The sequence below is a fragment of the Streptococcus sp. HJ1 genome (assembly GCF_052399005.1).
Classification (GTDB): Bacteria; Bacillota; Bacilli; order Lactobacillales; family Streptococcaceae; genus Streptococcus.
Window position 1 is genome coordinate 810,349 of the sequence record NZ_CP199005.1, and the last position, 15,117, is coordinate 825,465.

Here is a 15,117-nt window from a genome sequence, read left to right on the forward strand (position 1 = left end):
TTTAGGGCTTTTTTATGGTATAATAAAACGATATAACTCGTTATTGTACAGAAGAGGAGAGACATGAGTGATTTGAAAGCGATTCAGGCTCGTAGTCTGGAAATGGCTGAATATTTCGTCGCATTTTGTAAAGAACATGATTTGTTGTGCTATCTCTGTGGTGGAGGAGCCATTGGTGCCCTACGTAACAAAGGTTTCATTCCTTGGGATGATGATCTAGACTTTTTCATGCCACGTAAGGACTATGAAAAATTAGCAGAACTGTGGCCTCGTTATGCAGATGAGCGTTATTTCTTGTCAAAGAGTAATAAAGATTTTGTAGACCGTAACCTTTTTATTACCATTCGTGACAAGGGAACCACTTGTATCAAGCCTTATCAGAAGGATTTGGATTTGCCACACGGTTTGGCCTTGGATGTTTTACCATTGGATTATTATCCTAAAAATCCAGCTGAGCGTAAGAAACAAGTTCGTTGGGCCTTGATTTATTCACTCTTTTGCGCCCAAACTATCCCAGAAAAGCATGGTGCCATCATGAAATGGGGAAGTCGCATCTTACTCGGCCTGACTCCAAAATCTTTACGTTATCGCATTTGGAAAAAAGCTGAAAAAGAAATGACCAAGTATGGTCTGGCTGAAAGCGATGGAATTACGGAATTATGCTCAGGTCCCGGCTACATGCGAAACAAGTACCCAATCGCATCCTTTGAAGACAATCTCTTTTTGCCATTTGAAGGAACTGAGATGCCCATCCCAGTCGGTTATGATGCCTATCTCAGCACTGCTTTTGGCGATTATATGACACCGCCACCAGCGGACAAGCAAGTACCGCATCATGATGCTATTATAGCAGACATGGACAAGAGTTATACAGAGTACAAGGGAGAATATGGAGCATGATGGGAGAAAAAATAAGCGTTATCGTTCCAGTCTATAATGTAGAAGCCTATTTGGAAAAGTGTGTAGAATCCATTTTAAAACAGACCTATACCAACTTGGAAATTCTTCTTGTCAATGATGGTTCGACGGATAATAGTGGAGAACTGTGTGATCAATTAGCTCAAAGAGATCAACGGATTCGTGTCATTCACAAGGAAAACGGTGGCTTGTCTGATGCTCGAAATAGAGGGATTGAAGATGCAAGTTCTGATTTGATCGGTTTTATCGATAGTGATGACTACATTGACGAAGATATGTATGAGACTCTTTACCGCCAAATGCTAGAATCCAATGCTGATCTTTCTATGTGTGGACATTATGATGTTTATCACCAAATTCCGGAAAAGCAGGTTGCAACGATTCAGACTTGGGAATTAACTCCCCAAGAGGCCATTAAAATGGTCATGGAAGCTAAGATTCTCTCGGTCACAGCTGTCAACAAACTTTATAAAAAAGAACTCTTTGAACAACTACGATTTGAAATTGGCAAAATAGCAGAGGATGCCTTTATTATGATCGCCTTGATTCATCAATGTCGCAAGGTTGTTGCAACAAATGAAAAAAAATACTACTATGTTCACCGTGAAAATAGTATCACGACTCAAAAATTCTCCTTGAAATTCTTAAACGTTATTGAGGCTTATGAGCAAAACGCAAATATTATCAGAGAGAATTACCCTGAACTAGCAGATGTTGCAACCATGCGTTTAAACTGGGCTTACTTCTATGTATTGGATAGGCTCTTGGTTGATGCAGATTTCAAGGATAAGGTCTTAGAAGACCGTTTAATTGCCTATCTAAAGAAAAACACAAAGAACATTCTTTCAGATAGTCGTTTTACAAGAGCAAGAAAAATGAGCTTTTTAGCTTTGTGCCTGAGTCGAAAATTGTATACGAAAATCTTGCTTGCACAAACTAAGCGTTAGGAGAAACAATGATTTCATTTATTGAAAAATACTATTTTAAAATCAATCTGCTGTTTTTATCAGTTATATCTTTTTACTGTATGGCAGGCTTGATTGTTCCACTGCAATCAATCTCAGCCAATAAATTTGTCACTCTATGCATGACCCTCATGGGTGTTTTGTTGGGATTTTATAATTTCTTTATCAAAAAAGCCTATCTGACTGTCAGAAAAATTGAGTATTTGATTCTCTTTTTTCTAATGAATATCCTGACTGCGGTCTTAGTTGTAAAATATGGATTTTCAACAAACATAAAGAACTTAGTTGTCTTTTTCATCTATTTCTTTGCAATCTATCCAGTCTTTCAATCTTTTACTGTGAAAAAAGCACGTGCCCTCTTTGATGTCTTCTTCTCAGTTATCACTGTTGCAAATACTATAGGTGTACTTGTATCAATTTGGCAATTCTTCATGTTGCAGGGTTACCGCGTATTTGATTACAAGGGGTTATTGATCCGCCAAGGATTTGTAGAGTCTCGTCTATTTGGTATTCTAGCCAGTCCCAACTATCTCTCTATTATTTCTCTGATGGTGGTTATTTACTTGTGGATGCGCTTGTCAATCTACAAACCAGTACTTAAAACTCTGGCTATTTCATCGATTCTGCTTAATTTTGCTTACATTGTACTGTCTGGTTCCAGAACAACCTACATCTGTTTGCTAGTAGTTGCCCTCTTATATGCTTTGATGACGGCTAACTGGACTAAAAAAAGCAAGTCACTTCTTACTGTTCTAGTAATAGTAGGATTGGTATTTGTTGGCTATAATGGTATCAAATATAGTAGTGACATTTACTTAAAAGCTCACTCAGCTCAAATCCAAAAGAACCGAGAAAACGGACAAAATGGAGACAACAATCTTTCTCTTGAGAGAACTGACACCAGTGAAGAGAATATCTCCAATAACCGTTTTGCCATTTGGCAGTCAACAGCTTCCTTTATCCCTAGACGTCCTCTGTTTGGATATTCAGGAGGAAACTGGTATGAGTTAGGTAAAGAATATGATGCTTCAGCCTATATCATCAAACAACATTATCTTACTCACAACGGCTACCTTGAGTTGTTATTCTATGATGGTATCACAGGTTTTATCCCTATGGCTATCTTTATGCTTTCCTTCATCATTTCAAGTCTTAAGAAATATAAAAAAGACCTTCAAGAAGGTCGCCACAATCATGAATTAATCACCATTCTGTTGATGACTGTTGTTGTTCTCATTTCTAACTTGTTCTTGAGTTCAACCTTCTATGGAATTTCTCTACAGGGTTGTATCTTGTTTGTGATTTCAGGTTACTATTTTTCTGTTCTCTATAAAAAAAGAGATGGCTACAGAAAGCTAGACGAAGCAGAAATCAAAGAAGTTGAACTAGGTGTCATGGATTATATCCACAATCTCTGTCAAAAAGAGAATATCAACTATTCACTGGCTTATGGAACCTTGCTGGGAGCAGTGAGACACAAGGGTTACATTCCTTGGGATGACGATATTGATATCTCTTTGAAACGCGATGAATACGACAAATTGTATCAAGCTATTTTGCAAGATAATGACCCTGTCTACAAAGTGGTTTCCTGGGAAAATGACGCTCGCTACCCTTACCCATTTTATCGAGTCTATGATGCGCGAACAGTCTATGATAACAACTATATCGACAATGATATTGATTTAGGAATTTGTGTGGACGTTTTCCCATTTGATTATTATGCTGATGTTAACAAAGACATGGTAAAACTGGATACTTACCGTCGTTTATCAGTCTATACCCTTTATGGCATCCATAATAAGAATGCGAAATTCAAGAATATCGTCCGATATCTACTTGTCCTTGTATTTCGTCTGACTCGTGTCAAAACTTGGAACCAAAAGATGAACATCCTATCTATGCAAGAAAAAGATGGAGACTTCATTGACTACCTCATGGAGAACAAAAGAGTTTCTACGAAGTTTGACAAGTCCTTCTTGGATACAACGATTGACAGTCCATTTGAAGATAGAGTTTACAAAATTCCTGAGGCCTATCAGCAAATCCTTTCTGCCATCTACGGGGATGATTTTATGGAAATTCCTCCTATAGAAAAACGAGTGAAGCACGATGACTTCCTTGCATACATAAAGGAGGGATAGAACGTGTTACAATGGTTAAAAAGAAGTTTAGCCAGTCTCTTAGGAGATAAGAAAGACCTGGTTAAAAACCTACCTATTATCAAAAGTTTAAATCAAAAAGCAAATATCGATTTGGATTCCAAGAGAAGTAATCTGCTCAAAGAAAATTTTGAAGATATTCTAAAGGCCATCTATCAATCGAATCTGAAATCCTATGATATCTGGTTAGATTTTGGAACTTTACTTGGTTTCTACAGAGAAAATGATTTGATTCAGCATGATTTAGATATGGACTTTGGGATTATTATCCCAGACTACGAAGCCTTTTTAAAGGATGAGAAAGTTCTTTTTGAGAAAGGCTTTGTCAGAACAAAAGAGTTCTATTACAATGATAAACTTGTAGAATTATCCTATAGTTACAAGGGCCTCAATGTTGATTTTATTGTCTATGATAAAAAAGAGGGGAGCATTTCCTCAGATACTATTTTCTACATGACAAACGCCTTGGGAAATCCTACAAGATATGAAGTCTACCACTATGAATTGCCGTTCGCAGCACTAAGTGAATGCAGTTTTAAAGAGATTCTAGTAAAAGTTCCAGAAAATACAAGAGAATACATCAGTCACTTGTATGGGGAGAATTTTGAAATCCCTAACACCCATTACAACTGGAAAGAAAATCCAATTTACAAACAAAGAGATGCTAAATTGGCTAAAGTACTTTTGAAAAAGTAAACTTAGAAATACAAGAAAAGAGGGGATGGTGAAGTTCTTCCTTGTTAACTCTAGTCCCTATTCTAGTGTGACAATCAGACTTCTCGTTCCCTCTTTTTGTCTTATATTGACGGAAAGAAGCTAGAAAAGTTACTACCAGGATGAATCTTCCATCCTAGTTTCCGCTATCAAAGAAAGAAGTGGTTTAGATGAAAAAGAAACAGATAAAAGAAACACTTGTATTTACTTCCCTATTCTTGTTGCTCGTATCTGGACTATTTACACCAGCAGTTCAGGCAGATACTTCAAGCAACCGAATCCATTTTATCAATACTAAAGGAGTATCAGGAAGTGATGCCATCATTCTTGAGAGTAATGGTCATTATGCCTTGATTGACATGGGTGAAGACTATGATTTTCCAGATGGCAGTAATCCGCGTTATCCAAGTCGTGTAGGAATTAGTATAAACAATGAGTATGTATTAGAAGACAGACTGTTCAGACATATGCAACAGCTCGGTATTAAGAAGCTTGACTTTATTCTAGGAACTCATGTTCATAGCGATCACATTGGTTCTGCGGATGAAGTTCTTAAACGTTATCTTGTAGATAGATTTTATTTGAAGAGATACTCAGATGAGCGCATCACATCAAAATGGCGATTGTGGGACAATCTTTTCAATTATGACAATGCTGTTAAGACAGCTCTAGAGCGAGGTGTAACTCTTGTGCAAGACATCACTGAGAAGGAAAGTCACTTCACTCTAGGGGACATGGATATTCAGCTTTATAACTATAAAAACGAATATGACAGTAACGGCAAACTCAAGAGAGTCTATGATGACAATTCCAATTCTCTTGTGGCAGTAGTAACTGTAGAAGGGAAAAAGATCTATCTCGGTGGTGACTTAGATAATGCTGAGGGGGCAGAGGATAAATTAGGTCCGGAGATTGGAAAAGTCGATATGATGAAATGGAACCATCACTATGATGCTCAAATTTCAAATACGATTCCTTTCTTAGACTCTCTATCTCCTAGTATGGTAGTTCATACATCTGCAGCAGATGCTAATCTTGCTACAACAAGAGACTATCTTAAGAAACATGGTATCGAAGTTGTTCACGCTTATAGCCAAACGAAAGATGCAACTGTGTTTGACATCAGTCAACGTGGATTCGCCAACATATCAAATGATTTTCCTGATATTCCTTCGGCAAGAAAGGTTTGGTATAAAGAAGATGGTTACTGGAAATATCGTTTATCAGATAATCAGATGGCTATCGGTTGGCAACGAATTGATGGATTTTACTATTTCTTTAATGGTCAAGGACAAATGCAGGCAGGTAAATGGCTTCATTTGAACGACTCTCGCGAAAAAACTGATGGTAACTGGTATTATTTGAACAACAATGGACAAATGCAAGATACTGGTTGGTTTAATCAAGATGGTACTTGGTATTACATCACATCAAGTGGAGCAAGAAGTTACAGTCAGTTAGTTGAAATTGATGGTCAGAAATATCTATTTGACAAAGAAGGTAAGATGCTGACAGGTCCTCAGGTTTATAATGGTAAGAAACTATTCTTTGCTAGTAGTGGTGCCCTACAGTCGGAAAGAAAAGCATCATCTTGGCAAAAGATTGCCTCAAATTGGTACTATTATGATGAGGATAGTATTCTAACTGTTGGTAAAAAAGACATCAAGGGTACAACTTATTACTTTGACAAAGAAGGTATTATGCAAACTGGCTGGGTGTTGGTAGATGGCCACTGGAACTATTTTGCGAACTCTGGCGCCATGCAAACTGGCTGGGTTAAGGACAAAGAAACTTGGTTCTATCTTGATAAAGACGGCAATATGCTAACTGGAAATCAAGAAATCAATGGCTCTCGTTACTATTTCAAGGCAAGTGGTGCCATGCAAACTGGTTGGCAATGGCAGGATAAGGGTTGGCAGTATTATACTAGCTCTGGTACCATGAAGACGGGTTGGTTAAAATTGGGCGAATCTTGGTATTACCTGGATCCAGAAACTGGTATCATGGCAGTCGGATCGCAAGAAATTAATGGAAAGTACTACTTCTTCAGCTCTGCAGGTACTATGCAAGTTGGATGGCAGAGGTCAAATGATTCTTGGCATTATTACGCTACGTCTGGCGCACTCCAAACTGGTTGGTTGAAAGATGGTGATGTCTGGTATTATCTTGAAGGTAAAGAAGGCATTATGTTAGTCGGCCTCCATCAAGTAGATGGTAAGCAATATTACTTTAGCAAATCTGGAGCCATGCAAACTGGCTGGAAATGGTTTGATAATCATTACCGTTACTTTGAATCAAATGGAGCCATGAAAACTGGTTGGATAAAAGACAAAGGCGTCTGGTATTATCTAAATCCTGAAGATGGAATCATGTTGGTTGGCCTTCATAAAGTAAATGGTGAACATTATTACTTTGATGAATCAGGAGCTATGCAAACAGGTTGGAAACAGCTTGATGGTAATTGGTACTATTTCCAAGCTGATGGTTCTTTGTTGAAGAACGCAACAACACCTGATGGTTACAAAGTAAACGAAGAAGGTATCTGGAAACAGGCTGTTGCTGCTGTAGATAGCGAGGCAGTCAAGCCAGAACAGAAACAAGAAGCTGATTCCTCTATTGTTGAACAACCTAAACAAGATTCAAATCTAGAAGCCAACGCTTCTGAAAAGAAAGAAAAAGAATAAAGAAGAAATCCCCTACTGGCAACTAATTTATCAGTAGGGGATTTTTTAATTTCGTTTTAATTTAGCAAGTACAAGGTTCAGTGCATAGTGGAGTGTTTTGTCTTTGGTGATAAAGAGGGTCAAGAGGTAATAGATACCACAAGTTGCTACGGTAGACAGAACCATGAGAACCATATTGAAGTTGACCGTATAAGAGTTGATTTGGAAAAGAAATTTAAACGCAAAATAGATAGGGATGAATCCAAGGGATACAATAGTGTAACGTGTCAGAGTAGCAAAGATTTCTTTCAAATCAATCAGTTGGTGTTTCTGGATAAAGCGTATTTCCAGGAGAACGACGATAGTCTCCGCAAGAATGGTCGTAGCGATATAGTACTCTGGTGCGAAAATATTATTGAAATACAAGAGGCAGTTGAAGAGAATATTGGCTCCGCCACCAAGGAAGTAGAAGGCTGTTAAGCGATTTTCGTGGTCATTGATAAAGATAATTTGTTTACCAAGAATCAATTCGATAGCCCAGATGATGGTACGAAATGCAAAGACACTAGTCACGATTCCAGCTTCGAGGTATTTTTCAGAAGAGTAGATAACTGCCGCGTAGTTCCCTAATACCATAATCCCAATACTGGTTGGAACGATGAGGAAGTAGAAGAGAGCAGCTCCTTGATTCAGAAGATTTTTATAAGAATCGTAGTCTTTCTTACCGAGGTAGTAGCCGAGTCGTGGAATGCTAACGTTGATAGCTCCACTCAAGACACTAGCAATCAACATAACGATGCTAGAAGCAATGGTGTAATAAGAAATGTAGTTTTCATCTGGTCCCTTGGTGATAAACATTCTATCAAGCAAGGTATAGAGCATGTTAGCGTTCGCTAAGAGTAGCATGGTCAAGAGCGGTTTAGATGCTTTGACTAATTCAACAAGACCGATCTTAACAAAGGAAACTTCTCTCTTAATCCAAAGAAAACTGAGCAGGTAGTTGAAGATAGTGGTTGCACTCATGACGATGGCATAAGGAACGATATCATCTGCAGTTTTAACAAAGGTAAAGATAGCAACCAGCATGGCAATCCGAATAATCAATGTCTTGTAGAGGATGAAGGCATAATTTTCATAAGCCTCGTTCATCCATTCGATATTGAGAAATTGGAAGAGTGCTTGGGCCCCTAGGATGTAGTAGAGGACTTTCAGATTCTCAATGCTGGTGTCAAAGAAGATAATGAGGAAGTAGATACCTGTCGTCAGGAGAGAAGTGAAAACCGAGATATAAAACAACTTAGAAAAGACGTAGTTGATTTTATTCTTGTCATCCTTGACCTTACTGATAGCTCGAATCCCGTAGTTGTATATTCCAAAGGCAGCTAGTGGAATAACGAAACTTGCCCAGGTATTGGCTGTATTGAAATAACCGTAATTGGATTTGCTGAGAATCCGCGTCAGATAAGGATTGGTTATCAGTGGAAAAACGATATTGAGAATATTGACCAGCAAGCTGGCCAAGGCATTTACTTTTATATTTTTCATTGAACTTTCTTTCTTAAATCTAAAATCATATCTAGTATTATATCACATTCTCGCTTCATTCTTTTGATAAAATCGTAAAAATCTAGTATAATAGATAGACTGAAAGTATGAGGTTACTAGATATGAAGATGAAACAAATTAGTGATACAACACTGAAAATCACGATGACTTTAGATGATTTGATGGATCGGGGAATGGAGATTGCAGACTTTCTCGTTCCTCAGGAAAAAACAGAAGAGTTTTTCTATGCTATTTTAGATGAGTTAGAGATGCCAGACAATTTCTTGGATAGTGGCATGCTGAGTTTCCGCGTGACGCCAAAACCTGATAAGGTGGACGTCTTTGTGACCAAATCCAAGATTGACCAAAATCTGGATTTTGAAGATTTGGCGGATCTACCAGACATGGAAGAATTAGCCCAAATGTCGCCGGATGAATTTCTCAAAACCTTGGAAAAGAGCATTGCAGATAAGACCAAGGACGATATTGAGGCCATCCAATCTCTAGAGCAGGTCGAAGCAAAGGAAGAAGAGCAAGAGCAGGCAGACAAGGAGACTGAGAGTAAGAAAGAACCTTATATCTACTATATCCTGCGCTTTGCAAGCCTTGCTGACTTAGTTGCTTTTGCAAAGACGGTTAACTACCAGATGGAAACATCTGAACTCTATAAGATGAATGGACACTACTATTTGACAATCTTAGTCGATGTAGAAAATCATCCTAGTCCATATCCAGCCTGGCTCTTAGCTCGTATGCGTGAGTTTGCAGACGAAAGTGACATCAGTCGTTCAGTCTTGCAAGAGTATGGGCAAATCTTGATTAACCATGACGCAGTTCTCGGTCTGCAAAAGATTCGTTCATAATTTTTAAAATCAATTTTCATTTATCAAGAAAGACGAATCATGGGATTCGTTTTTTCTTTACTAGACTGAAATAGTGATTTACTATAATAGGAATTTTCATAAAATTCTGTTATAATGGCTATATCAGAAAATTTCTAGGAGACAAACATGACAGTTAAAATTGCTTTACTTGGATTTGGTACCGTTGCAAGTGGCGTGCCTTTCCTCCTAAAGGAAAATGGAGAAAAAATCGTTCAGTCAGCTCATTCAGAGATTGAAGTGGCCAAGGTATTGGTCAAGGATGAAGATGAAAAGAACCGCTTGCTTGCAGCAGGAAATGACTTTAATTTTGTGACCAATGTAGATGATGTTTTGTCAGACAAGGACATTACTATCGTAGTGGAATTGATGGGGCGTATCGAACCAGCTAAGACCTTTATCACTCGTGCCTTAGAAGCTGGGAAACACGTTGTTACTGCTAACAAGGACCTTTTGGCTGTTCATGGTGCAGAATTGTTAGAAATCGCTAAAGAGCATAATGTAGCACTTTACTACGAAGCAGCTGTTGCTGGTGGGATTCCAATTCTTCGTACTCTGGCAAATTCGTTGGCTTCTGACAAAATTATGCGCGTTCTTGGCGTTGTTAATGGAACTTCCAACTTCATGATGACCAAGATGGTGGAAGAAGGCTGGTCTTACGATGATGCTCTGGCTGAAGCTCAAAGACTTGGATTTGCAGAAAGCGACCCTACAAATGACGTTGATGGGATTGATGCAGCCTACAAGATGGTGATTTTGAGCCAGTTTGCTTTTGGGATGAAGGTTGCTTTTGACGATGTAGCCCACAAGGGAATCCGTAACATCACACCAGAAGACGTAGCTGTAGCCCAAGACTTGGGCTATGTAGTGAAATTGGTTGGTTCTATCGAGGAAACTCCTTCAGGTATTGCTGCAGAAGTGACTCCAACCTTCCTACCTAAAGCACATCCACTTGCCTGTGTGAATGGGGTAATGAACGCTGTTTTTGTAGAATCTATCGGTATCGGTGAGTCTATGTATTACGGACCAGGTGCGGGTCAAAAACCAACTGCAACAAGTGTTGTAGCAGATATTGTCCGTATCGTTCGTCGCTTGAATGATGGTACTATTGGTAAAGACTTCAACGAATATAGCCGTGAATTGGTCTTGGCTAATCCAGAAGATGTCAAAGCAAACTACTATTTCTCAATCTTGGCACCAGACTCAAAAGGTCAGGTTTTGAAACTTGCTGAAATCTTTAATGCTCAAGATATTTCCTTCAAGCAAATCCTCCAAGATGGCAAAGAGGGTGACAAGGCGCGTGTAGTGATTATCACTCATAAGATTAATAAAGCACAACTTGAGAATGTTTCAACTGAGTTGGCCAAAGCTTCAGAATTTGACCTCTTGAATACCTTCAAGGTGTTAGGAGAATAGGATGAAGATTATTGTACCTGCAACCAGTGCCAATATTGGGCCAGGTTTTGATTCGGTCGGTGTAGCTGTAACCAAGTATCTTCAAATTGAGGTCTGTGAAGAACGGGAAGAGTGGTTGATTGAACACCAGATTGGCAAATGGATTCCACATGACGAGCGTAATCTTTTGCTTAAGATTGCCTTGCAAATTGCGCCTGACTTGCAACCGAGACGCTTGAAAATGACCAGTGATGTTCCCTTGGCGCGTGGTTTGGGTTCTTCTAGCTCTGTTATCGTTGCTGGAATTGAACTGGCTAACCAACTGGGCAATCTCAACTTATCTAACCACGACAAATTGCAGTTGGCTACCAAGATTGAAGGACATCCTGACAATGTAGCTCCAGCAATTTACGGCAATCTCGTTATTGCAAGTTCTGTTGAAGGAAATGTTTCAGCGATTGTGGCTGACTTTCCAGAGTGTGATTTTCTAGCTTATATTCCCAACTATGAATTGCGTACCCGAGAAAGCCGTGGTGTCTTGCCAAAGAAATTATCCTACAAGGAAGCTGTTGCAGCTAGTTCTATCGCCAATGTAGCCGTTGCAGCCTTGTTAGCAGGAGATATGGTGACAGCTGGTCAAGCAATCGAGGGGGACCTCTTCCACGAGCGCTATCGTCAGGACCTAGTGAGAGAATTTGCGACGATTAAGCAAGTAGCTAAAGAGAATGGTGCCTATGCAACCTATCTCTCTGGTGCCGGACCGACAGTGATGGTCTTGGCTTCTCATGACAAGATGCCAGCGATTAAGGCAGAATTGCAAAAGCAGTCTTTCAAAGGCAAACTTCATGATTTGAAAGTTGATACCCAAGGTGTCCGTGTCGAAACAAAGTAAAGAAATAGAGGATAGGATGGGGAAACTCTCGACCAGAGAGCTTCCTATCCTTTTTTTGAAAAGAAGTTTATACTCAATGAAAATCAAAGAGCAAACTAGGAAGCCAGCCGCAGGTTGCTCAAAACATGGTTTTGAGGTTGTGGATAGAACTGACGAAGTTAGCTCAAAATACTGTTTTGAGGTTGCAGATGTAAGCTGACGTGGTTTGAAGAGATTTTCGAAGAGTATTAGTTAAAAACTTGATAAAGGAGAAATAAAGATGGCAGAAATTTATCTAGCAGGTGGTTGTTTTTGGGGTCTAGAGGAGTATTTTTCACGTATTTCTGGAGTGCTGGCAACCAGTGTCGGCTACGCTAATGGCCAAGTCGAAACAACTAATTACCAGCTACTCAAGGAAACAGACCATGCAGAAACGGTTCAAGTAATTTATGATGAGAAAGCTGTGTCACTCAGAGAGATTTTGCTTTATTATTTCCGTGTTATTGATCCATTGTCTATTAACCAGCAGGGGAATGACTGTGGTCGCCAATATCGAACGGGAATCTATTATCAGGATGAAGCAGACTTGCCAGCTATCTACACAGTGGTGCAGGAGCAGGAGCGCATGCTGGGTCGAAAGATTGCAGTAGAGGTGGAGAAACTTCGCCACTACATATTAGCAGAAGACTACCATCAAGACTATCTCAAGAAAAATCCTTCAGGTTATTGTCATATCGATGTGACCGATGCTGAGAAGCCATTGATTGACGCCTCAAACTATGAAAAGCCTAGTCAAGAGGTGTTAAAGGAAAGCTTAACTGAAGAGTCTTATCGTGTTACGCAAGAAGCTGCTACAGAGGCTCCATTTAGTAATGCTTATGACCAAACTTTTGAAGAGGGGATTTATGTAGACATCACGACAGGGGAGCCACTCTTTTTTGCTAAGGATAAGTTTGCCTCAGGTTGTGGTTGGCCAAGTTTTAGTCGTCCGATTTCTAAGGAATTAATTCACTATTACAAGGATTTGAGCCATGGAATGGAGCGAATCGAGGTTCGTTCTCGGTCAGGAAATGCTCACTTGGGTCATGTTTTCACAGATGGACCTCGGGAGTTAGGTGGCCTGCGTTACTGTATTAATTCTGCATCCTTGCGCTTTGTATCCAAGGATGAGATGGACAAAGCAGGATATGGCTATCTATTACCTTACTTAAACAAATAAAACTGAGAGGGTGGGGCTTCCCACTTTCTTCATTTCCAGAATAAGAATAGAAGGGATTTATGAAACACTTACTATCTTACTTCAAACCCTACATCAAAGAGTCGATTCTAGCACCCCTGTTCAAGCTGCTAGAAGCTGTTTTTGAACTCTTGGTTCCCATGGTGATTGCTGGGATTGTTGACCAGTCCTTGCCCCAGAGAGATCAAGGCCATCTCTGGATGCAGATTGGCCTGCTCCTTATCTTTGCAGTGATTGGTGTTTTAGTGGCCTTGGTAGCCCAGTTTTACTCAGCCAAGGCAGCGGTTGGGTTTGCCAAAGAACTGACAGACGACCTTTATCGTCATATTCTTTCCCTACCCAAGGATAGCAGAGATCGTTTGACAACTTCTAGCTTGGTGACTCGCTTGACTTCGGATACTTACCAGATTCAGACTGGGATCAATCAATTCCTGCGCCTCTTTTTGCGAGCTCCTATTATCGTTTTTGGAGCCATTTTTATGGCCTATCGCATCTCGGCTGAGCTGACTTTCTGGTTCTTAGTTATGGTTGTCATTTTGACGATTGTTATTGTAGGTCTCTCTCGACTGGTCAATCCTCTCTACAGTAGTCTGAGAAAAAAAACGGATCAGCTGGTTCAGGAAACGCGCCAGCAATTGCAAGGGATGCGAGTTATTCGTGCTTTTGGACAAGAAAAACGAGAGTTACAGATTTTTCAAACTCTTAACCAAGTTTATGCTAGATTGCAAGAAAAGACGGGTTTCTGGTCTAGTTTGTTAACACCTCTGACCTATCTGATTGTTAATGGAACTCTTCTCGTAATCATCTGGCAGGGATATATTTCAATTCAAGGAGGTTTACTCAGTCAAGGTGCCCTGATTGCCCTTATCAACTACCTCTTGCAAATCTTGGTGGAATTGGTTAAGCTAGCTATGCTGATCAATTCCCTCAACCAGTCCTACATCTCAGCCAAGCGAATCGAGGAAGTCTTTGCAGAGTCTCCCGAAGATATTCATTCAGAATTAGAACAAAAGAAAGTTACTACCAATAAGGTTTTGCAAGTCAAAGAATTAACCTTTACCTATCCCGATGCGGCTCAAGCTTCTCTGAGAGACATTTCCTTTAATATGACTCAAGGGCAAATCCTTGGTATCATCGGGGGAACGGGTTCTGGTAAATCAAGCTTGGTGCAAGTCTTACTTGGTCTTTATCCAGCAGATAAGGGAAGCATTGACCTTTATCGAGATGGGCGTAGTCCTCGTAATTTGGAGCAGTGGCGGTCTTGGATTGCCTATGTACCTCAAAAAGTCGAACTTTTTAAAGGAACTATTCGTTCCAACTTGACTCTAGGTTTCAATCAAGAAGTATCTGACCAGCAACTCTGGCTAGCCTTGGAGATTGCGCAAGCTAAGGATTTTGTCAGTGAAAAGGAAGGGCTCTTGAACGCCCTAGTTGAGGCAGGAGGGAGAAATTTCTCAGGCGGACAAAAACAAAGGCTGTCTATCGCACGTGCAGTCTTGCGACAAGCTCCATTTCTCATCCTAGACGATGCGACCTCAGCCCTCGACACCATCACTGAGTCCAAGCTTTTGAAAGCTATCCGAGAAAATTTGCCAAATACAAGCTTAATCTTGATTTCTCAACGAACTTCGACACTTCAGATAGCTGACCAAATTCTCCTCTTGGAAAAAGGTGAGTTACTAGCTGTGGGCAAGCATGAGGATTTGATAAAGACTAGTCAAGTCTATCGTGAAATTAATGCATCCCAACATGGAAAGGAGGACTAA

General features: G+C 39.9%; 11 protein-coding genes. 10 read left to right on the forward strand and 1 reads right to left on the reverse strand.

Going from position 1 to position 15,117, the window contains the following annotated elements:
• Positions 1-63 precede the first annotated feature (63 nt).
• From ACT17O_RS04020 to ACT17O_RS04040, 5 genes are all read left to right on the forward strand, one after another.
• The gene (locus tag ACT17O_RS04020; protein ID WP_061586867.1) at positions 64-900 is read left to right on the forward strand and encodes a LicD family protein; all 837 of its coding nucleotides are present in this window, start codon (positions 64-66) and stop codon (positions 898-900) included.
• Positions 897-1,865 (forward strand): glycosyltransferase family 2 protein, encoded by a 969-nt coding sequence (locus ACT17O_RS04025; RefSeq protein WP_444817787.1) that lies wholly within the window; start codon positions 897-899, stop codon positions 1,863-1,865. Before ACT17O_RS04020 ends, ACT17O_RS04025 begins: the two co-directional genes overlap by 4 nt.
• A gap of 8 nt (positions 1,866-1,873) precedes the next feature.
• Entirely contained in the window at positions 1,874-4,027 is a 2,154-nt protein-coding gene (locus ACT17O_RS04030) for a LicD family protein (protein WP_444817788.1), read from the forward strand.
• Between the two features lie 3 nt (positions 4,028-4,030).
• Positions 4,031-4,741, forward strand: coding sequence for a LicD family protein (locus tag ACT17O_RS04035; RefSeq protein ID WP_444817789.1), 711 nt, complete (start codon positions 4,031-4,033; stop codon positions 4,739-4,741).
• Between the two features lie 188 nt (positions 4,742-4,929).
• Positions 4,930-7,443 carry an MBL fold metallo-hydrolase gene (locus tag ACT17O_RS04040; protein ID WP_444817790.1) on the forward strand — a complete coding sequence of 838 codons (2,514 nt, stop codon included), beginning with the start codon at positions 4,930-4,932 and terminating at the stop codon, positions 7,441-7,443.
• A gap of 45 nt (positions 7,444-7,488) precedes the next feature.
• Here ACT17O_RS04040 and ACT17O_RS04045 read toward each other — a convergent pair whose 3' ends face one another.
• Positions 7,489-8,967, reverse strand: a complete 1,479-nt coding sequence (locus tag ACT17O_RS04045) for an oligosaccharide flippase family protein (RefSeq protein ID WP_444817791.1) — start codon at positions 8,965-8,967, stop codon at positions 7,489-7,491.
• Between the two features lie 122 nt (positions 8,968-9,089).
• Here ACT17O_RS04045 and mecA point away from each other — a divergent pair, with 122 nt between their 5' ends.
• From mecA to ACT17O_RS04070, 5 genes are all read left to right on the forward strand, one after another.
• Positions 9,090-9,830 carry an adaptor protein MecA gene (gene mecA, locus ACT17O_RS04050; RefSeq protein WP_084921779.1) on the forward strand — a complete coding sequence of 247 codons (741 nt, stop codon included), beginning with the start codon at positions 9,090-9,092 and terminating at the stop codon, positions 9,828-9,830.
• Between the two features lie 147 nt (positions 9,831-9,977).
• A complete protein-coding gene (locus ACT17O_RS04055; RefSeq protein ID WP_084921780.1) occupies positions 9,978-11,264 on the forward strand; it encodes a homoserine dehydrogenase in 1,287 nt (428 codons plus the stop codon).
• Position 11,265: 1 nt separating this feature from the next.
• Positions 11,266-12,135 carry a homoserine kinase gene (thrB, locus tag ACT17O_RS04060; protein WP_444817792.1) on the forward strand — a complete coding sequence of 290 codons (870 nt, stop codon included), beginning with the start codon at positions 11,266-11,268 and terminating at the stop codon, positions 12,133-12,135.
• A 259-nt stretch (positions 12,136-12,394) separates the two neighbouring features.
• Positions 12,395-13,333 carry a peptide-methionine (R)-S-oxide reductase MsrB gene (gene msrB / locus ACT17O_RS04065; RefSeq protein ID WP_444817793.1) on the forward strand — a complete coding sequence of 313 codons (939 nt, stop codon included), beginning with the start codon at positions 12,395-12,397 and terminating at the stop codon, positions 13,331-13,333.
• Between the two features lie 59 nt (positions 13,334-13,392).
• Entirely contained in the window at positions 13,393-15,117 is a 1,725-nt protein-coding gene (locus ACT17O_RS04070; protein WP_444817794.1) for an ABC transporter ATP-binding protein, read from the forward strand.